Here is an 18486-nt window from a genome sequence, read left to right on the forward strand (position 1 = left end):
TACCTGACCGGCTTTACGTGCTGCTTTGCAAGCCCGACACCATCATGGGCAAGCCTCAGGATAACCAAATGAACCGCATTGTTTTAATTATAACCGGCCAAAATCATTATGAAGCAGCTTAGCTTTTTCGAGATTCTCAGCTTCGGCCCGGATGGCTGGGGACAAGTTCTACTCACCGGCGCATTGATGAGTGTTGCCCTTGCTGTGACCGGTTTTCTGCTTGGTGCAGCGATCGGTGTTTTCGGCGCATGGGCAAAAATCTCCGGCGGGCGCATAACGCGCGGCATAGCCGATGGTTACACCACCATTATCCGCGGCATTCCCGACCTGTTGATTATTTATCTGTTTTACTTTGGTGGCAGTGCAGCAATTACCGCGATCGGCAAGTTTTTCGGTTCTGAAGGTTTTCTCGGCTTTCCGGGTTTTCTGGCCGGCATGCTGGCAATTGCCATTTCATGCGGCGCACATCACACTGAAGTGTTTCGCGGCGCTTTCAAAGCGGTTGCCAAGGGCGAGCTGGAAGCAGCCACGGCCTGCGGCATGAGCCGCACTCTCAAATTCCGCCGGATCATTGCCCCGCTTGCTCTGCGGCACGCCTTACCGGGTCTGGGTAATGTGTGGCAGGTCTCGCTCAAGGAATCTGCTCTGGTATCGGTAACCGGTGTAGTGGAGCTGCTGCGGCAGGCACAGATTGGTGCCGGATCAACCGGCCTGCCTTTCAACTTCTTCCTGATTGCCGGTGCATTATACTTGCTGATCTCATCAGTATCAGGCGGCATATTGCAATCAGCTGAGCGTCACTTCTCGCGTGGCGTCAGGAGAGCACAATGAATTTCGATTTCTATTGGGAATCCTTCGTCGCTATGGCGGCAGGGATTCCACTAACACTTAAACTTGCGTCATCCGCCATTCTGCTCGGCGCTATGCTGGCGCTTGTACTGGCACTGATGCGCTTGTCGGGTATTCGCGTGCTCGACTGGATTGCGCGTATTTACGTGTTTGTGTTTCGCGGCACACCGCTGCTGGTTCAGATCTTTATTCTCTATTACGGTCTCAGCCAATTTCCTGCCGTGCGTTACTCCATTCTGTGGCCGATATTGCGGGAGCCTTATTGGTGTGCGGTTATCGCCCTTACACTCAATACTGCAGCCTATGCCGGCGAGATCATCCGTGGTGGCCTGCTATCAGTGCCGCATGGACAGGTAGAAGCTGCAAAAGCCTGCGGCATGTCGCGCTTTACCAGTTTTCGCCGTATTGTCATGCCGCTCGCCATTCGTCAGGCGCTGCCGGGCTATGGCAATGAAATGATCTCTATGGTTAAAGCCACATCACTGGCCTCGATCATCACCTTGATGGAAGTGACGGGCATTGCTGCCAAGCTGATTGCTGAAACCTATCGTGCGATTGAGATTTTTGTGATTGCCGGTGCTATTTATCTGGCTATCAACTTCATTCTGACCCGCCTGCTGCTTCTTGCGGAATACCGTCTGACACCTTATCTGCGTCAGCCTGTTGCTCTTAGCACCCAAGTTGCCACCAAAGGAAAAACATCGTGAGCAATACTGTATCCTCATCCGTACCGGTGGCACTTAAAGTCGAAAATCTGCGCAAAAATTTTGGTCAGGTTGAAGTGCTGAAAGGCATTTCCCTGCAAGCGCGTGAAGGTGAAGTGATCTCAATCCTCGGTTCTTCGGGGTCAGGTAAATCAACACTGCTGCGCTGCATCAACCTGCTGGAAATTCCAACCTCCGGAACTGTCACGGTATCGGGTGAAACCATTAAAATGGCGCAGAGCTCGAAGGGTGAAAACTACCCGACCGACAAACGTCAGGTAGCGCGTATCCGTTCCCAGCTTGGCATGGTGTTTCAGAGTTTTAACCTCTGGTCCCATAAAACCATTCTGGAAAACGTGATCGAAGCTCCGATTTATGTTCAGGGCCGCCCGCGTGCCGAATGTATTGAGGAAGGCGAAGCCCTGCTGGCCAAAGTCGGCATTGCTGATAAACGCAATTTCTACCCTGCCCATCTCTCCGGTGGTCAGCAGCAACGTGCTGCGATTGCACGCGCGCTGGCTATGAAGCCCAAAGTCATGCTGTTTGACGAGCCGACCTCAGCGCTTGATCCGGAACTGGTGGGTGAAGTGCTGCGCGTTATGCGCGGTCTGGCAGAAGAAGGCCGCACAATGCTGGTGGTAACCCATGAAATGGGCTTTGCCCGTGATGTGTCGAACCGCGTTGTCTTTGTGCATCAGGGACAAGTTGAAGAAGACGGTACTCCTGAGCATGTCTTCAGCAATTCCAAATCAGAGCGTTTCCGTAAATTTATCAGCCACGAAAACGCTGTATAAGCGAACTACACCGATTATTCTTCATTCAACAGGGTGCTTTCATGCAAACCAGCGGACTCATTAAATCCCTCTTCGCTTCTGCGCTGATACTTTCAAGCGTATCGGCAATTGCCACAGCGCAGGCCGAAGAAAAGAAATGGACAAAAATCACCATCGCAACTGAAGGTGCATTCCGTCCTTACAACTTCACCAAGGCTGACGGCACGCTGGACGGTTATGAAATCGAGCTCAGCAAGCATCTTTGCGAGCAGATGAAGGTTGAATGCACTATCGTTGCGCAGCCTTTTGATAGCATTATTCCAGCACTGAACGCTGGTAAATTCGATGCGATCATGGCTGGTTTGACTGCGACACCAAAGCGTGAAGAAGCCATTGATTTCTCGATCTCCTATGGCCTGACACCACAGACTTTCGCAACACTGAAAGACAGCCCACTTGCCAAGCTGCCACATACCGGTGAAACGCTTTATCTGGCCAAAGATGAAGACGCGACCACCAAAATGGTTGGCGAGGTTTCTGCAGAGCTGAAAGGTCGCACCGTTGGTGTGCAGACTGCAACACTCGGTCTTTCACTGCTCGATAAATATTTCAAGGATGCTGTTGATATCCGCGAATATAAAACCACAGAGCAGCATGATCTCGATCTCAAATCCGGTCGTGTAGACCTGATCGTGGCTTCACTCGCCTATCTGACGGACGCGGCTAAAAAGCCCGGCAATGAAGATATTGTTATGACCGGCCCATTTTTCAAAGGTGGCATTCTCGGTCGTGGTGTGGCTGTAGGCCTGCGTAAAAACGAGCCTGAATTGCAGAAGCTGTTTAATGAAGCAATTGAAACAGCGAAAACAGACGGCACGATCAAAACCCTGTCTGAAAAGTGGTTCGGCTTCGACGTTACGCCGTAAGTTTTACAATCGTTAAAAAGCGCTTTCTACATTATGGCCGTGACCTTCGCGGCCATAATTGTTTATACGGATGAGCAGAACACTCACTCTGACAGGCTACACTTTAATTGTAATAGACGGCGCAAGATTACCGCTGTAAAGCACTCAGAGTTACCTTTGAAAAGCTAGAGCGGGTAACGTTCAGATTGGATCGCAGCGCTCGCTCTAGATTTTAGAATTTCGTATTGTCATATCTATCAAGTTGATTCAACTTGATAGTGAAATGCTCTAGCATCCGGATGAATACCCAACATGCCTGTTTATGAACTTGCTGCTCTTGGAGCTGCAGCCTGCTGGGCTGTGACCGGTGTCATTTCTGCGGTTCCTGCAGGTCACCTTGGCTCAATAGCTTTTAACCGCGGCAGGCAGGTTTTTGTCACCGGTTTACTGCTGATTTATGTGCTGGTCACCGGCACATGGCGTGAACTGGATTTTAATACTACCGCACCGCTGCTATTATCGGGTTTTATCGGCATATTCATTGGCGATACGCTGCTTTTTACTGCGCTAAACCGGCTTGGGCCTCGGCGCGCCGGTATTTTATTTGCGCTTAATGCGCCGATTGCAGCCGTGCTGGGCTGGTTTCTGCTGGGAGAAACACTCTCGGTCAATGCCAGCGCCGGTATTGTCATCACAATTGCGGGTGTATTGCTGGCAATTTTATTCGGCAAACGCCGCGCACAAATCCATGATTGGGAAACAATCAAAGGCCCGTTATGGATTGGTGTCGGCTTAGGGCTTGCAGCAGCGCTCGGGCAGGCTGTGGGCTCCATCATTGCCCGCCCAGCAATGGCCACCGGCATTGACCCGTTTGTGGCTTCCATGGTGCGTGTCGGTCTTGCTGCCTGCTGCCTGACCGTTTTGGCAAGACTGCCTGTTCCAGCTTTCAAACCTAAAAATCCGTTTACACTTAAAGTGGCCTTACTCACCGCGCTGACCGGCTTGATTTCACTGGCACTCGGCATGACATTGCTGTTGTTTGCGCTCTCCGGAGGTAAAGTCGGCATCGTCTCAACCATCTCGGCCACCACACCGGTAATCATTCTGCCACTGCTATGGTTACGCACCGGTGAGCGCCCTGCCAATGGCGCATGGCTTGGTGCATTATTGGTGGTGGGCGGCATGGCACTGATCTTGATGAAGTGATTGCAAACAAGCCTTGGCATTATTGACAACATATTTGTAGACAATTTTTAATGAGTTCCTTAGGGTGATGTCAGTCCACAATCAGTTGTGGCAGTCACTCAGCGTATTAGTGTGCCTGCCAAACACAAAAACGGGGGAACGTGAATGGATTTTGATTTCACGCGCATGGAGCCGCTTGACCGCTACCGGCTGCTGACAAATTTTGTCGGCCCGCGACCGATAGCGCTTGTCACCACACGGGCGGAGAACGGGCAGGACAATGCCGCACCGATGAGCTTTTTTAACGTCTTTTCCCATGATCCGGCGATTGTCATTCTCGGCATTCAATCACGGGCTGACGGGCGTGAAAAAGATACGGTTCTCAACATTCGCCGTACCAATGAATTTACCGTCAATATGGTCGATATGGCGCTTTCACAAGCCATGCTGGTTTGCGGGCTCGGCTTTGAGCCGGATGTTGATGAAGTTGCAATGGCCGGGCTCAGATCTGCCGATGGCACACAAATCAGCACCCGCTGGCTGCCGGATTCTCCCTGCTCTATGGAGTGCCGTGTTGAGCGCCTGATCGAATATGAACGCCGTGTTCTGGTGCTTGGAGAAGTGGTGCATATGCATGTGCGCCGTGATTGCCTTGATGCTGAGGGGCGCTACGTCAATCCCGAGACCTATCAACCGATCGCGCGCCTGCATGCCGATAATTACATCGCCTCCGATAACCAGTTTGTTCTGAAATCCCCCGGTCTCGATACATTCCGGGATCGTCTGTCAAATAAAGGCTAAGCCCTTGCGCATTCTTTTGATTAATCCGAACTCTACCCAATCCATGACCGAACAGGCTGCCCGCAGCGCACGCAATGCCGCGCTGGCAACCACGGTCATTCAAGCGACCAATCCGACAGATACGCCACGCAGTATTGAAGGCCATGCGGATGAAGCAATGGCCGTACCATCAATGCTACAGATCATCCGTGATGGCGAGTTGCAGGGGTTTGATGCTTATGTTGTTGCCTGCTTTGATGATCCGGGATTGAACGCCGCTCGTGAAGTGGCAGGCGGGCCGGTATTGGGCATATGTCAGGCTGCTATTCAGGTTGCCATGACCATTGCCACGCGTTTTTCCATCGTAACCACTCTGCCGCGTTCGGTACCGATCATTGAAAATCTGGTGCATGATTATGGCGCAGCGCATCGCTGCCGCCGTGTGCGTTCCATAGACATGCCTGTGCTGGCCTTGGAAGAAAACCCGTGCCACACCGAAGATATGCTGGTGCAAGAAATTGAACGCGCCAAGACAGAAGATCAGGCGGAAGCGATTATTCTGGGCTGTGCCGGTATGTCCGAGCTATGCGAAAGGCTGGAGCAGCGTTGCGGCCTGCCGGTGATTGACGGTGTATCCGCCGCAGTCAAGCTTGCAGAAGCACTGGTAAGTGGCGGCTATCGCACCTCCAAAGCCGGTGCGTATAATTATCCGCGCGTTAAATAAAATCCTGTTTTTTGCAAAAACAAAAAGGCGACAGAGTTATCTCTGTCGCCTTTTGCATCACACTGCCAGAGACCATCTTGTAAAGCGGCTCTGGCAGCTCTCGGGGGCAACTAGGGGGCAGTTGGAAAACGTGTTAAGCTCAAATTTCTCCAACACGGTGGCATGCCACCCGGCTGCCATCCGCATAGGTTTTCATCTCCGGCTTGGTTTGCGAGCAGCGGCTATCGGCAAAGCTGCAGCGCGGATGAAATGTGCAGCCTGAAGGTGGTTTCAAAGGGCTTGGCACCTCGCCGCCACCGATAACGCGATCGCGATGCGGCTCGGCAATATTAGGAATGGTTTCCAGCAATAGCCGCGTATAGGGATGTTTAGGATCAGCAAACAGGGTTTCAGTGTCCGCCTCCTCAACAATACGTCCCAGATACATCACTGCAATGCGATCCGACATATGCCGCACCACGCTCATATCATGGCTGATAAACAGGTAAGTCAGGCCAAGCTCATCCTGCAATTGACGCATCAGGTTGAGAATTTGCGCCTGTACCGACACATCCAGTGCAGAAGTCGGCTCGTCGCAGACCAGAAACTCAGGTTCACCAGCCAGTGCACGGGCAATCGAAATACGCTGACGCTGGCCACCGGAAAATTCATGCGGGAACTTCTTACCATCAGAGGGCGCAAGGCCGACAATCTTCAGCAGCTCTTCCACACGCTCAGTGATCGCAGTTTCAGTTTTCCGCAGTTTCAACTCGCGTAACGGCTCGGCAATAATATTGTGCACCCGCCAGCGCGGATTGAGACTGGCATAGGGATCCTGAAAAATCATATGCGCTGAAAGCGGCGTACCATTTTGAGCCGGAGCAAAGCGGATATCACCTGTGGTCGGACGATAAAGACCAGTGACAAGGCGGGCAACTGTCGACTTACCACAACCGGATTCACCCACAAGGCTCAGGCACCCGCCCTGCGGCACACTGAAACTGATGTCATTTACAGCGTGCAGCATCTGGCGGGGTTTGCGCTCAATCACACGGTTGAGCCATGGCGCCGAGACATCAAAACAGATGCTCAGATTTTCAACTTCAAGGGCTGCGGATGCTTGCTTCATAGCATTTTTACTCATTATGCGGCTCCTGCATTGAGCCAGCAGGCACTGACACTTGACGTGGCATTGGTTGTGTTACCATCCATCACCGGCATCAGATCGGGGCGCTCAACACGGCAGCGGTCAAAGGCTTTCACGCAGCGCGGATTAAAGGCACAACCATTTGGAATAGCGTCCAGACGTGGCATCGAACCATCAATCTGGTTGAGCCGCTCCACACGTTTGCCAAGCGCCGGGATCGAGCTCATAAGCCCACGCGTATACATATGGGTCGGGTTTTTCAGCACCGTTTCCACCGGGCCGTTTTCAACCAGCCGTCCGGCATACATCACCGCCACACGATCGGCGGTTTCAGCAATCACGCCCATATCATGGGTGACCAGCATCACCGCTGTGCCATGCTCTTTGCACAAGCGGCGCAGCAGCGAGGTGATCTGCGCCTGAATGGAAACATCGAGCGCTGTTGTCGGCTCATCGGCAATGATCAGCTTGGGCCCTGCGGCAAGCGCCAGAGCAATAACCACACGCTGGCGCATACCACCCGAAAACTGATGCGGATAATGATTGATACGATCTTCAGGTGCGGGAATACCAACTTCTTTGAGCAGGGATATTGCCCGCTCGAGTGCCTGCGACGCGCTCATTGGCAAATGCTGGCGGATAGTTTCAACCAGCTGCGCACCGATGGTAAACAGCGGATTGAGTGATGTGAGCGGATCCTGAAAAATCGCACCGATTTCACGGCCACGAATTTTTTGCATGTCTTTATCGCTGAGCTGGTCGATGCGGCGGCCATTGAGCCAGACCTCTCCGCCGGCAATATGCCCCGGCGGTTCAATCAAGCCCTGTACAGCAAGGCCGGTCATGGATTTACCGGCGCCTGACTCTCCCACCACACCGAGAATTTCGCCCGGCATAATCGACAGGCTGACATCCGACAGCGCAGTTAGCGTGCCGCGTCTGCCGGGAAAATCCACCTGTAATCCTTTAACCTCAAGGGTCGGATGGTTTGAAGAGGTTTTTACCATCTTAGATTTCCTCTCCCGATGCCTGAAGACCGGCTTTAGCGGATGTATTTTCAACCAGCGGATAGCTCGGCGGAAAAATCTCGGCAACAGTCGGATTATTGTAGGAGCGCTCAGGATATTTGGCGATCAGGCGATCATATTGCGCTTGTGCCTGTATACGTGCCGCCTGCATATCAATGCCCGCAACCTCACCATAGCGCATCGACAACCGGCCATCGACAAACACCGCCTTGGTGACCTTGCCGGAACCGCCGGTCACCAATGTGGTGATCGGATCAATGCTTGGCGCCATAACTGTGTCATCCAGCGCAAAAACCGCGATATCGGCTTTTGCGCCCGCCTGCAATCGACCGAGATCATCGCGCCCCAGTGCTTTCGCACCACCCAGCGTTGCCGCATCAAACAGATCAGCACAGCGGATGCTTTCCGGTGTACCATCATTGATGCGGCAGGTGATCAGCCCGATCAGCAGGTTCATCAACATATCAGGCGGTGTGGTGTCGGTGCCCATTGCAATGTTGATACCGCGCTTTTTCACACTGGAGAACGACTGCAGCGTGCTGCCGCCACGGGCTGAAACCAGCGGACAGTGAATGATAGAGACATTGTTCTGCGCATACAGTGTCAGATCTTCATCGGTGGCATTGGTGGCATGCGGGGCAATGATGCGCTCATTGAGCAGGCCATGGCTGTTCATCCAGACCGGTGCAGTGGTGCCATGCAAGGCACGTACGGTTTCCACTTCCATCTGCCCCTGCGCCATATGCAAGCGGATTTTACAATCCATCTCACGCGCTGCATCCTGTGTGCGTTTCAGCAATTCTGCCGTGCAGGTTTCAACCCGATCCGGCGCCAGCATGCCACGTACCAGATCATTATGGCGACCGTTCTGACGGGCGATATAATCCACCGCATCATTCAGCCCTTGGATGCCGCGCTGTTCATTAAACACCGGTACAATTTTGCCCGGGCTTTCCAGCATCATACCGCCGGAGCGATAGGCAGGGCTCAGATAGACCCGCAGACCAAGATCGCCAGCTGCATCGGCTGCCGCATCAAACTCGGCAACTGTTTCACCCCATTCACGATAAAACAGCGAGGCGATTGGTGCTGCGGTCGTAATACCGTTTTGCAAAAGCTGGCCAAAAGCAAAGCGCTTTTGAAAGGCCAGTTCGGCTTGGCTATACATCTCATATGGACCGCTATCGACATAGGATTTAGGCCACACACGCCCCTTCGCCCAACCCGGATGATGGTCAATACCGAGAATTGTCGTATCAAGGTCGGATAATGCATCCAGATCAATCAGACCCGGACTGATCAGTGCATTGCCGAGATCAATATGGCGGGCAATATCACCGGAAAAACTATGACCGACAAACAATACGGTGCCGTCTTCAATGACCACTTCACCACCTTTATACAGGCGGTGTTGGCCATCACTATGCCCCAGCACCCATTGTGCGGTGAGCAGCGTGCGCCCGTCCGGACGCGCACCAAGTTTCAGGTCTTGTAATTGTGCTGTATTCTTCATGGCATTTCCACCACAGCAACACCATTGCGGGCAGACACAAGCCCGCCTTTGATCACCAGCGGGCGTGGTGCTACATCAACCACCGCATGCGCCAGTGTCTGGCCGGTGAGCAAGGTCATATCGGCCTTGCAACCAATTTCAAGGCCATAATCCTGCAATTGCATTACATCTGCACCGCCCTGTGAGCAAATATGCAGCACATGTTCAAGATCCACATCACGGCGCAGGCCGTTTTTCATACCAATAATTTTAGCACGGTCGATCATATCCGGTTGGCCCCACGGGCCCCATGTATCGCGGATACCATCACAACCCGCTCCCATGCGGATACCGGCATCTTTAAGCCGCATCACGGATGGCACAGGAACAGAAGGCGCACCGGTGGTGAGAATAGCCACATCAAGTTCAGCAAGCTCAGCAATCAATCCGGCAACACGCAAGTAATCATTGGCACCAAGCGTAAAGGCATGGCTGATCGCCACTTTGCCCTGCATGCCGGTGGCGCGGATACGCTCAAAAATCAGTTCCATGGTGAAAGCGCCAAGCTCACCCATTTCATGCAGATGAATATCAAGCGGCTTGCCATGTTTGACTGCAAGCGCAAACAACGCGTCCAGCTGGCCTTTCGGGTCACGATCGATACCACAAGGATCAATCCCGCCCAGCACTTCGCAGCCTTGGCTCAGTGCTTCATCCAGCAATTCCAGCGTGCCGGGCATTACCATCAGGCCGGATTGCGGAAACGCCACGATTTCAATATCGATCAGGCCTTTAAGCTTCTCGCGGGTCTCAAACACACCGTCGAGAATTTTCAAACCATGCGTAGTATCAATATCGACATGGCTGCGAATATGGCTGGTACCATGGGCAATCAGCCCGATTGCATGGCGCATTGATTGCACATGCGGATCAAGCCCGATCTCAAGACGTTTCTCGCGCTCGAAATCAATGCGTTCACGCAAAGATGCCTGTTTGCCATTCACATGCCAGTCGAGCCCCCAATTGGTTTTATCCAGATGAGTATGGGCATCAATCAGACCAGGAATAACGATATGGCCCTGGCAATCCTCAACATGAACGCCCTCAGCCTTGAGACCGGTGCCAAATTCAGCAATACGGCCATTACGGATCAGAATATCTGTGGCAGCACCGGCCATCGGGCGCACATTGCGCAGCAATAAATCAGACATCAAACTTACCTCAGCTTTGGATTGAGAGCATCGCGCAGCCAGTCACCAAGCACATTGACCGCGACAACCAGCAGGCAGAGCTGCAAGACAGGGAATACAGTGATCCACCACAGACCGGAAAACAAAAACTGATTACCAAGACGGATCAGCGTGCCAAGGCTCGGCTGGCTCGGCGGCATACCAATACCAAGAAATGACAGGGTTGCCTCGGTCAGAATTGCCATACCAAAATTAAGCGTGGCGGCGACAAGGATCGGCGTCAGCGTATTGGGCAGAATATGGTACATCATAATGCGGCGGGCAGGCACTTTAAGAAGTCGTGCAGCCTGCACATATTCTTTTGAGCGTTCTACAATGGTTTGCGCACGAACAGTACGGGCATATTGCACCCAGCCGGACAGCGTGATTGCCAGCACCAGCACACCGGCAGCCGCATAATCGCGGAAATCCGGCGGTAGCATCTGACGCACCACAGCGCTGACCAGAATAGCGATCAGGATGGTCGGAATTGATAGCAGCACATCGCCGATACGCATCAGCAGATTATCGACAATACCCTGCATGTAACCGGCGATCAGGCCAAAGCTCAGGCCAATAATCAGCGACAACACCACTGAAACCACACCGATCAGGATGGAAACCCGCGAGCCGTAGAGAATAGCCGAGAGGATATCACGCCCTTGCGTATCGGTGCCCAGCAAATACGGCCACTGCCCTTCAGCATTCCAGATTGGCGGTAATTCAGAGTTCCACAAATCAAGCTGTGCCGGATCAAACGGATTTTGCGGCGCAATCAAAGGTGCGGCAAAGGCTGTAATAATCATCACGGCCAGCAGAACAGCACAGACCATTGCAGGCTTGTTATGGGTGAATGACCACCATAAATCGCTATCGCGCATGCGCTGCCAGCGCGTCATCGGGGTGGTAATATGATCTGTCATGAGAGCCCCGCTTAACGTGTCGCAGCGCGCAGACGCGGATCAATCACAGCATAAGTGATATCAACCAGCGTGTTGAGCGCTACAAAAATAAAGGAAACGATACAGAGATAGGCGGCCATCACCGGAATATCGATAAATGTCACAGCCTGAATAAACAGCATGCCCATGCCCGGCCATTGAAAAACCGTTTCAGTGATCAGCGCGAATGCGATCAGCGAGCCGACATTCATCGCGGTCATGGTCACAACCGGCATCAGGCAGTTACGCAATGCATGGCGGAAATAAATACGATAGCGCGGGATGCCGCGAGCGCGCGCAAATTTCACAAAATCGGAGCGCAGGGTTTCAAGCATTTCTGCGCGGACCAAACGCATGATCAGGGTAATCTGATAGAGCGACAATGCAATAGATGGCAGGATCAGCGCCAGCCGGCCTGAATGGGTGAGAAAGCCTGTTGACCACCAGCCAAGCTGCACAACCTCGCCGCGCCCGAAAGCAGGCAGCCAGCCAAGTGTGACTGAAAATAGCAGGATCAGCAAAATACCCACCACAAAGCTCGGCAGCGACACTCCGATAATCGAAGTAAACTGAAACAGCTCCGTATACCATTTGCCGCGATGGATCGCAGTGATAACCCCCATAGGAATACCAATAAGCAGTGAGAGCAGTGTCGCAACGATAACCAGTTCCATTGTTGCCGGAAAACTGTCAGCAATCAGCCCCAGTACTTCTTGACCATTACGGTAAGAAATACCGAAATTTCCCTGCACAGCATCACCGACAAACCGCAAATATTGCGTTATGAAACCGGCATTGAGCCCCAGACGCTCGCGAAGTGCATCGCGGTCATTCTGGCTCATTTGTTCGTTTGCCATCAATTCAACAGGATCGCCCGCAAAGCGGAAAATCATGAAAGCCAAAAGCGCAACAGCCAGCATGACCATTGCCGCATTTGCCAGTCGCTTGATTATAAAAACAAGCATTCAGTCGCCTCTCTCAAGAACTACCCACGCATCTCCCCGCGCAGCTGCTCTTCCCTTGTCGCAATGAGATAGTTGCCTTGCCGCAGTGTTGTGAAAGACTTGCGGCAAGGCTGTTTCAGTTATTTTTTAAGCATAGTCAGCCAATGGCGCGGCTTGTTATCAGCCTGCTGCACAACGCTTTCCACTTTGTCGGTCATCACCCATGAGATCGGCTGCTGATGTAATGGCAGCATGATAATTTCCTGCTTGGCCATTTCCAGCGCTTTGGTCTGCAATGCCAGACGCTTTTCCCGATCCATCTCGGTTGATGCCTGTATAATCAGGCTGTCGATTTCAGGGTATGACCAGTTGCCCCAGTTAAATACACCGGCAACACCGGATTTAGACTGAATCATCTGCATCAGGATTGAATAGCTGTCGAGCATCGGCTCATTGGCCCAACCCAGCAAATAGACATCAGATTGACCCTTGGTACGCTTCGGCGCCTGAACTGCCGCCGGACCGATATCCAGCGCCGGTTTCATGCCTGCACGGGTGAGCATAGAAACCATGCTATTGCACAGCTCTTCCTCATTAAGATAATTTTCATAGGTACAGACCAGCGTGAAAGGAAAGCCTTCCGCGCCATTTTCTTTCAGCAATGCCTTAGCTTTATCAAGATCATAGCCAGCCAATGTATCAAGCTCAGCTATATAGCCCGGGATTTCGGGGGCAATGATCGCTCCTGCATTCCGCGATTTATCGCGCATGACACGCCTCTTGATCAGCTCCATATCCAAACCATGAGCAAATGCCTGCCGCACGCCCAGTTTGTTGAAATGGTTCTCCGTACCATTGTATAATTTTTCAGCCCGGTTAAAGCCGACCATAATGGTGCGCAGGTCCGTGCGCTCAAGCAAGCGCAAGCCCGGTGCCGCAGCAAGGCGGGCAAGATCCTGACTTGGTGCAGATTCTGAAAAGTCGAGATCACCACCAAGAAGTGCCGCCACCCGGGTAGCAGCTGAGGTGATCGGCGTAAAATCAATACGGTCGATATTATGCTGCGGCTTATCCCACCAGCCATCAAACTTGGTCAGGCTTGTTTTGCTGTCAGGCGCACGGCTTGCCAGTTTAAAAGGGCCAGTGCCATTGGTATTATATGTGGCATAGCCTTCTTTCTGGCCGCCAACATCGGTTGGCAGCAGTGAGTCATTTTTGACCAGCCATGTTTCATCAAAGATAAAAATATTGGTCAGATCATTGAGCAGCAACGGATAGGCGCCGGTCAGCTCAATATCGATTGTATGATCATCGACGATTTTTGCGGCTTTATAGGCTGGCAAATTGCCACGTAACGGCGATGTTTCATGGCTAACACGCGTGAGCGAAGCCAGCACATCGTGAGCGGTAAAATCTGCACCATCATGAAACTTGACGTCTTTGCGCAGATGGAACCGCCAGATATTATCTCCGGTAATTTCCCAGCTGGTTGCAAGTGCCGGCTCCAGCTGCAGATCCGCGTCATAACGCACAAGACCTTCATAAACGTGATTGAGAAATGAGATCGTGTAGCTGTCGCCATAGGAATACGGGTCAAGCGAATAAATATCGCGGCCAGCTCCCCAGCGCAAAGTTTCAGCAGAAGCCAGAGTTGCGGTGTGACTGAGTGCAATAGCCATCAGACCCGCAAGGATCGTTTTTTTGAATTTCATTTTTAGTTCCCCAATGTTTTTTTCGGCACTCACTCTTAATGGTGGGCTAACCGAACAGGGGGAGTGTGTGGAATTCAAAAACTATTGTCAACTATATTGTATACATATGTGACAACGAAACTCAAATGATAAACATTATTCGTGTTTTGATTTAGTTATTGAGAGCCCAAAAAAACCTCAGCGTCCGCACACCTCTATGCGGACGCTGAATGCGCCTCAAATGAATGACTAAATGTCGTTAATAGACTATTATTTTACACGTGTAAGCCAATGACGCGGCTTATTGTCGGCACGAATGGTGACATCCTCTACGTTGTCTGTCATTCCCCAGGCCATAGGCTGCTGATGCAACGGCACCATGATCACTTCCGATTTTACAATACCCAGTGCTTCTGCTTGAAGTGCCAAACGTTTATCACGATCCATTTCAAGTGCTGCTTTTTCTGTCAAAGCATCCAGCTCGGGATAAGACCAGCCGCCATAATTGGCCACACCCGCCGCGCCTTTGCGTGATGACAGTACTTGCACCAGAATCGAATAAGCATCCAGTGTCGGCTCATTTGCCCAGCCGATCATAAACATATCTGATTTACCGCTTGAGCGTTTTGGTGCCTGAACGGCACGCGGTGCGATATCCAGCTTCGGTTTAAAACCGACCCTGCTCAGCATCGTCACAATAACCGAGCAAACATCTTCTTCATTCACGCTCTCATCATTCATGCACAGATAGGTGAACTCAGTGCCGACAGCATTGGCTTCTTCCAACAGCTTTTTAGACAGCTCCGGATCATATCTTGTCGGAATATCCAGCTCTTTAGTATAGCCCGGAATTTCAGGTGCCACGACAGTCCCCGCAGTATGGGTCATGCCACGCATCACACGCTTGGCAAGTAATTCACGGTCAATCGCATGATCAACAGCCTGCCGCACCCGTATATCATTGAAGAAATTATCACGGCCATCGGCGAGTTTATCTTTGCGGTTAAAGACCAGACTAATGGTGCGCAGGTCAGGACGCTTCTCAACGCGGATGTTCGGTGTACTGACAAGGCGCTTCACATCCTGCAACGGCACACCATCAACAAGATCAATTTCGCCGGAAAGCAGAGCCGCAACACGGGTTGCCGGTGACGCAATCGGGGTAAATTCAACACGGTCGAGATTATGCTTTGGCGTATCCCACCAGCTGTCATTTTTAGCCAGAATGGTTTTACTGTCCGGCACACGGCTTTCCAGTTTAAACGGCCCTGTGCCATTGGTATGGAACGTGGTGTAACCTTCAACCTGACCGCCCACATTTGTCGGCATTTCAGAGTTGTTTTTAACCAGCCAGTCACCGTCAAACATGAAGATATTGGTCATATCATTGAGAAAAAGCGGGCTCGGTGAAGACACCTCAATATCAACCGTATAGTCATCAACAGCCGTTGCCCCCACAAATAACGGAATATTGCCACGCAGTGGTGAGGTCGGATGGCTGACACGCTTCATCGAAGCAACGACATCCGCAGAGGTGAAATCTGCGCCATCCTGAAATTTAACGCCTTCGCGCAGTTTAAAGCGCCAGACCTTGTTATCAATCAGCTCCCAGCTGGTGGCCAGCGCCGGTTCCACAACAAATTCAGGTGTATAGCGCACCAGACCTTCATAAATATGGTTGAGAAACGCCAAATTGGACGTGCTGCCATAGGAATAAGGATCGAGTGAAAAAATATCACGCGCACCAGCCCAACGCAGCGTTTCCGCAAAAGATGCAGCGCTGATACTAACTGCACCAATTGCCGCAACAGTACAAAAAAGCAGTTTTTTAAGAATTGAAGACATAGCCGTCCCTCTCGCCGACATTGGAAACAGCTCGCCCTTCCGCAAACCGCTCCTGTAATTACGCTCCCTACGGAAAGCGCAGATTTGTCAGAGGACGATGTTTGATGTCATCAAAATTGTCAACATATTTGTCGTCAAATAATAATGCAGGCAACAACAAGCTCGCGAAATTTAAAAAACTCCGCGTTATAGCTTCAAGAAAATTATGAACTCTTACAGCAGTGCCGCACGCAAATTATAGGACTGGTCTTTATCGTCTTCCAGCTCCAGCTCACATTCCACACGGTCAAGATGCTCGATCACTGTTTTAATAGCGATATCCGCATTACCGCGGGCAATATGCTCCACAATTGCCTGATGCTCATCAGGCCCGCAATTATGCAAATGCTTTGAGCGGTACACCGCAGTAATCAGTGAGGTGCGGGAAATCAGATCTTTCAAAATACCATAGAGAAATGAGGAGCCTGCAAGCTCTGCCAGTAACAGATGAAACCCACCCGATAACCGGATAATATCTGTTCTGTTGCCTTGCCTGACAGCATTACGCTCTTCTTCGACATGGGCATTCAAACGCTGAATATGCTCTTTGCTGATACGCTCGCATAAACGCTCAACAACACGATGCTCAATTGCACGTCTGGCATAAAATACATCCCGCGCCTCTTCAACCGAAGGCTCCGAGACAAAGGCGCCGCGATTGGCCTGAATTGTCACCAGCCCCTCGCGCTCCAAAGTTGCCAGAGCCTGACGGATACGGGCACGGCTGACATCAAAAATCTCTGCCAGCTCTTCTTCTTTGAGGCGGGTACCGGGCTTTAAGCGCCGCTCGGCAATAGAGAGCCATATCCTGTCAAATATCTGACTAGCCGGCGTAGCTTGCGCACCTTCTGCCTTAGACATGGAAACTCCAGTTCAACTCAATTTTCAACCACAACCAGCCCATAACAAAGCATACGATGAGCGCCACGCCCCTGTTTAATTATTTACCGGACAATGTCGACATGATTGTTATGGATTACTGAATGTGAATGTCTGCCAAATAAATGTAAACATCAACCCCTTAAACAAAAAGCCCGCAATCTTAAATCGCGGGCTTCAGTATAGGTTAAGTAGCTAATATAACTGCCGTATCATGCGATACGGCACTGAGAGCAATTTCAAGAAAAGTGAAAACGCTCAAAATTCGTTAGCTTAACGTTCGATTGTGCGGTTCCAGCGGCTGTTCCATTCTGGACGGTTGGCATTAACGGCATCCCAATCCAGAACATTTGCGGTTTCCATATATTTCTGGAAAGTTGCCAGTTTGGCTGCGGCTTCCGGCGTATCGGCTTTCGCATTTTTGTTGGAAGGGATACTGTTACCGTTGTTCAGCGCCTTGCTCTGCGCATCAGCCGACAGCAGATAAAGTGCCAGTTTCTGGCTCAGTTCCGGTTCGCTGTTTTTTGCAATCACACATTCGGTCACTGCAAGAACGATCGAGCCTTCCTTTGGCTGAATATAATCAACCGGAATGCCTTTGCTCTTCAGATTGTTCACACCGGTTGGTGTGAGCGGGAACATTGAGGCTTCGCCGGTCTGTACCATTTCTGAAATCTTAGCCGAACTTGGAATGAATTCCAGCACGTTTTTGCCAATGGTATCCGTGAATTTTTCAAAGCCCGGCTCAACATTGGTTTCATCGCCGCCCTGAATGCGGTTGAACATCAGGAAGGCATGCAAACCAAAGCTCGATGCGGAAGCCGACTGGAACACAACGGTTTTGCCATATTTAGGATCAGCCATATCCATCCATGATGTCGGTGCTGCCCAGCCTTTTTCTTCAAAAAGCTTGGTATTATAAGCAAGACCGGTCATGCCCATATCAACGCCCACTGCCATATCGTCTTTCAGACGGGCAATAGCCGGAACTTCATCCAGAACCGGATCAGCATTGATCTTTTCGCACAGACCCGCACCGATAGCGCGCACCATCACACCGTCATCCAGCAGCATAACATGCATCTGCGGATTGTCTTTGGCAGCGGTTGCCTTGGCAAGAATATCAGCCGATGTGCCCGGTACAATCACCACTTTAACATCATTGGCTTCTTCAAATGCAGGCAAAACATGCTCAGTATAAAGGCGCTCATAATTGCCGCCATTCATACCAAGATACAAGGTTTTGCTTGCTGCCTGCGCACCGCTGATCCCGGCAGCCTGCGCAAGACCGAAAGCCATCAGCGCAACGGCTGAGGTCATCATTGTGTTATTCAATTTCATGCTCTTCCCCT

The 18486-nt window shown here is 51.5% G+C and carries 17 protein-coding genes; 7 read left to right on the forward strand and 10 right to left on the reverse strand.

The features are described 5' to 3' along the window. Positions 1 to 108: 108 nt before the first annotated feature. The 7 genes from MP213Fo_RS05445 to MP213Fo_RS05475 all read left to right on the forward strand — a co-directional run bounded on the left by MP213Fo_RS05445 (position 109) and on the right by MP213Fo_RS05475 (position 5920). Positions 109 to 831, forward strand: a complete 723-nt coding sequence (locus MP213Fo_RS05445) for an ABC transporter permease (RefSeq protein WP_421090632.1) — start codon at positions 109 to 111, stop codon at positions 829 to 831. Next, positions 828 to 1556: an ABC transporter permease gene (locus MP213Fo_RS05450; RefSeq protein WP_421090633.1), complete on the forward strand. Its 729-nt coding sequence runs from the start codon at positions 828 to 830 to the stop codon at positions 1554 to 1556. Before MP213Fo_RS05445 ends, MP213Fo_RS05450 begins: the two co-directional genes overlap by 4 nt. Next, positions 1553 to 2347, forward strand: a complete 795-nt coding sequence (locus MP213Fo_RS05455; protein WP_421090634.1) for an ABC transporter ATP-binding protein — start codon at positions 1553 to 1555, stop codon at positions 2345 to 2347. Before MP213Fo_RS05450 ends, MP213Fo_RS05455 begins: the two co-directional genes overlap by 4 nt. A gap of 41 nt (positions 2348 to 2388) precedes the next feature. Further along, positions 2389 to 3252: a transporter substrate-binding domain-containing protein gene (locus MP213Fo_RS05460; protein ID WP_421090635.1), complete on the forward strand. Its 864-nt coding sequence runs from the start codon at positions 2389 to 2391 to the stop codon at positions 3250 to 3252. Positions 3253 to 3543: 291 nt separating this feature from the next. Beyond that, positions 3544 to 4437: a DMT family transporter gene (locus MP213Fo_RS05465; protein WP_421090636.1), complete on the forward strand. Its 894-nt coding sequence runs from the start codon at positions 3544 to 3546 to the stop codon at positions 4435 to 4437. Between the two features lie 144 nt (positions 4438 to 4581). After that, entirely contained in the window at positions 4582 to 5217 is a 636-nt protein-coding gene (locus MP213Fo_RS05470) for a flavin reductase family protein (RefSeq protein WP_421090637.1), read from the forward strand. 4 nt (positions 5218 to 5221) lie between these two features. Beyond that, positions 5222 to 5920 carry an aspartate/glutamate racemase family protein gene (locus tag MP213Fo_RS05475; protein WP_421090638.1) on the forward strand — a complete coding sequence of 233 codons (699 nt, stop codon included), beginning with the start codon at positions 5222 to 5224 and terminating at the stop codon, positions 5918 to 5920. A gap of 139 nt (positions 5921 to 6059) precedes the next feature. On the opposite strand, the gene MP213Fo_RS05480 is transcribed toward MP213Fo_RS05475, so the two are convergent. From MP213Fo_RS05480 to MP213Fo_RS05525, 10 genes are all read right to left on the reverse strand, one after another. Beyond that, complete coding sequence (locus tag MP213Fo_RS05480; RefSeq protein ID WP_421090639.1) at positions 6060 to 7043, reverse strand: ABC transporter ATP-binding protein; 984 nt, start codon at positions 7041 to 7043, stop codon at positions 6060 to 6062. Further along, complete coding sequence (locus MP213Fo_RS05485) at positions 7043 to 8053, reverse strand: ABC transporter ATP-binding protein (protein ID WP_421090640.1); 1011 nt, start codon at positions 8051 to 8053, stop codon at positions 7043 to 7045. The genes MP213Fo_RS05480 and MP213Fo_RS05485 overlap by 1 nt, the downstream gene beginning before the upstream one ends. A 1-nt stretch (position 8054) precedes the next feature. Then, positions 8055 to 9587: an amidohydrolase family protein gene (locus MP213Fo_RS05490; protein ID WP_421090641.1), complete on the reverse strand. Its 1533-nt coding sequence runs from the start codon at positions 9585 to 9587 to the stop codon at positions 8055 to 8057. Next, positions 9584 to 10777 (reverse strand): amidohydrolase family protein, encoded by a 1194-nt coding sequence (locus MP213Fo_RS05495; protein ID WP_421090642.1) that lies wholly within the window; start codon positions 10775 to 10777, stop codon positions 9584 to 9586. The genes MP213Fo_RS05490 and MP213Fo_RS05495 overlap by 4 nt, the downstream gene beginning before the upstream one ends. 5 nt (positions 10778 to 10782) lie before the next feature. Further along, a complete protein-coding gene (locus MP213Fo_RS05500; RefSeq protein WP_421090643.1) occupies positions 10783 to 11718 on the reverse strand; it encodes an ABC transporter permease in 936 nt (311 codons plus the stop codon). A gap of 11 nt (positions 11719 to 11729) precedes the next feature. Then, on the reverse strand, positions 11730 to 12701 hold the full coding sequence (locus tag MP213Fo_RS05505; RefSeq protein WP_421090644.1) for an ABC transporter permease: 972 nt from the start codon (positions 12699 to 12701) through the stop codon (positions 11730 to 11732). 119 nt (positions 12702 to 12820) lie between these two features. Further along, positions 12821 to 14392 (reverse strand): ABC transporter substrate-binding protein, encoded by a 1572-nt coding sequence (locus MP213Fo_RS05510; RefSeq protein ID WP_421090645.1) that lies wholly within the window; start codon positions 14390 to 14392, stop codon positions 12821 to 12823. Between the two features lie 249 nt (positions 14393 to 14641). Beyond that, positions 14642 to 16216, reverse strand: coding sequence for an ABC transporter substrate-binding protein (locus MP213Fo_RS05515; RefSeq protein ID WP_421090646.1), 1575 nt, complete (start codon positions 16214 to 16216; stop codon positions 14642 to 14644). Between the two features lie 213 nt (positions 16217 to 16429). Beyond that, positions 16430 to 17116: a GntR family transcriptional regulator gene (locus tag MP213Fo_RS05520; RefSeq protein WP_421090647.1), complete on the reverse strand. Its 687-nt coding sequence runs from the start codon at positions 17114 to 17116 to the stop codon at positions 16430 to 16432. Between the two features lie 291 nt (positions 17117 to 17407). After that, the gene (locus MP213Fo_RS05525; protein WP_421091023.1) at positions 17408 to 18454 is read right to left on the reverse strand and encodes an ABC transporter substrate-binding protein; all 1047 of its coding nucleotides are present in this window, start codon (positions 18452 to 18454) and stop codon (positions 17408 to 17410) included. Between the last annotated feature and the right edge of the window lie 32 nt (positions 18455 to 18486).

It is taken from the genome of Pseudochrobactrum mosebachae, assembly GCF_048914685.1.
Classification (GTDB): domain Bacteria; phylum Pseudomonadota; class Alphaproteobacteria; order Rhizobiales; family Rhizobiaceae; genus Pseudochrobactrum.

Coding starts and splice junctions, on each gene's coding strand:
- MP213Fo_RS05445 (WP_421090632.1), top strand. CDS start 109: ATGAAGCAGCTTAGCTTTTTCGAGATTCTCAGCTTCGGCCCGGATGGC.
- MP213Fo_RS05450 (WP_421090633.1), top strand. CDS start 828: ATGAATTTCGATTTCTATTGGGAATCCTTCGTCGCTATGGCGGCAGGG.
- MP213Fo_RS05460 (WP_421090635.1), top strand. CDS start 2,389: ATGCAAACCAGCGGACTCATTAAATCCCTCTTCGCTTCTGCGCTGATA.
- MP213Fo_RS05465 (WP_421090636.1), top strand. CDS start 3,544: ATGCCTGTTTATGAACTTGCTGCTCTTGGAGCTGCAGCCTGCTGGGCT.
- MP213Fo_RS05470 (WP_421090637.1), top strand. CDS start 4,582: ATGGATTTTGATTTCACGCGCATGGAGCCGCTTGACCGCTACCGGCTG.
- MP213Fo_RS05480 (WP_421090639.1), bottom strand. CDS start 7,043: ATGAGTAAAAATGCTATGAAGCAAGCATCCGCAGCCCTTGAAGTTGAA.
- MP213Fo_RS05485 (WP_421090640.1), bottom strand. CDS start 8,053: ATGGTAAAAACCTCTTCAAACCATCCGACCCTTGAGGTTAAAGGATTA.
- MP213Fo_RS05490 (WP_421090641.1), bottom strand. CDS start 9,587: ATGAAGAATACAGCACAATTACAAGACCTGAAACTTGGTGCGCGTCCG.
- MP213Fo_RS05495 (WP_421090642.1), bottom strand. CDS start 10,777: ATGTCTGATTTATTGCTGCGCAATGTGCGCCCGATGGCCGGTGCTGCC.
- MP213Fo_RS05500 (WP_421090643.1), bottom strand. CDS start 11,718: ATGACAGATCATATTACCACCCCGATGACGCGCTGGCAGCGCATGCGC.
- MP213Fo_RS05505 (WP_421090644.1), bottom strand. CDS start 12,701: ATGCTTGTTTTTATAATCAAGCGACTGGCAAATGCGGCAATGGTCATG.
- MP213Fo_RS05510 (WP_421090645.1), bottom strand. CDS start 14,392: ATGAAATTCAAAAAAACGATCCTTGCGGGTCTGATGGCTATTGCACTC.
- MP213Fo_RS05515 (WP_421090646.1), bottom strand. CDS start 16,216: ATGTCTTCAATTCTTAAAAAACTGCTTTTTTGTACTGTTGCGGCAATT.
- MP213Fo_RS05520 (WP_421090647.1), bottom strand. CDS start 17,116: ATGTCTAAGGCAGAAGGTGCGCAAGCTACGCCGGCTAGTCAGATATTT.
- MP213Fo_RS05525 (WP_421091023.1), bottom strand. CDS start 18,454: ATGACCTCAGCCGTTGCGCTGATGGCTTTCGGTCTTGCGCAGGCTGCC.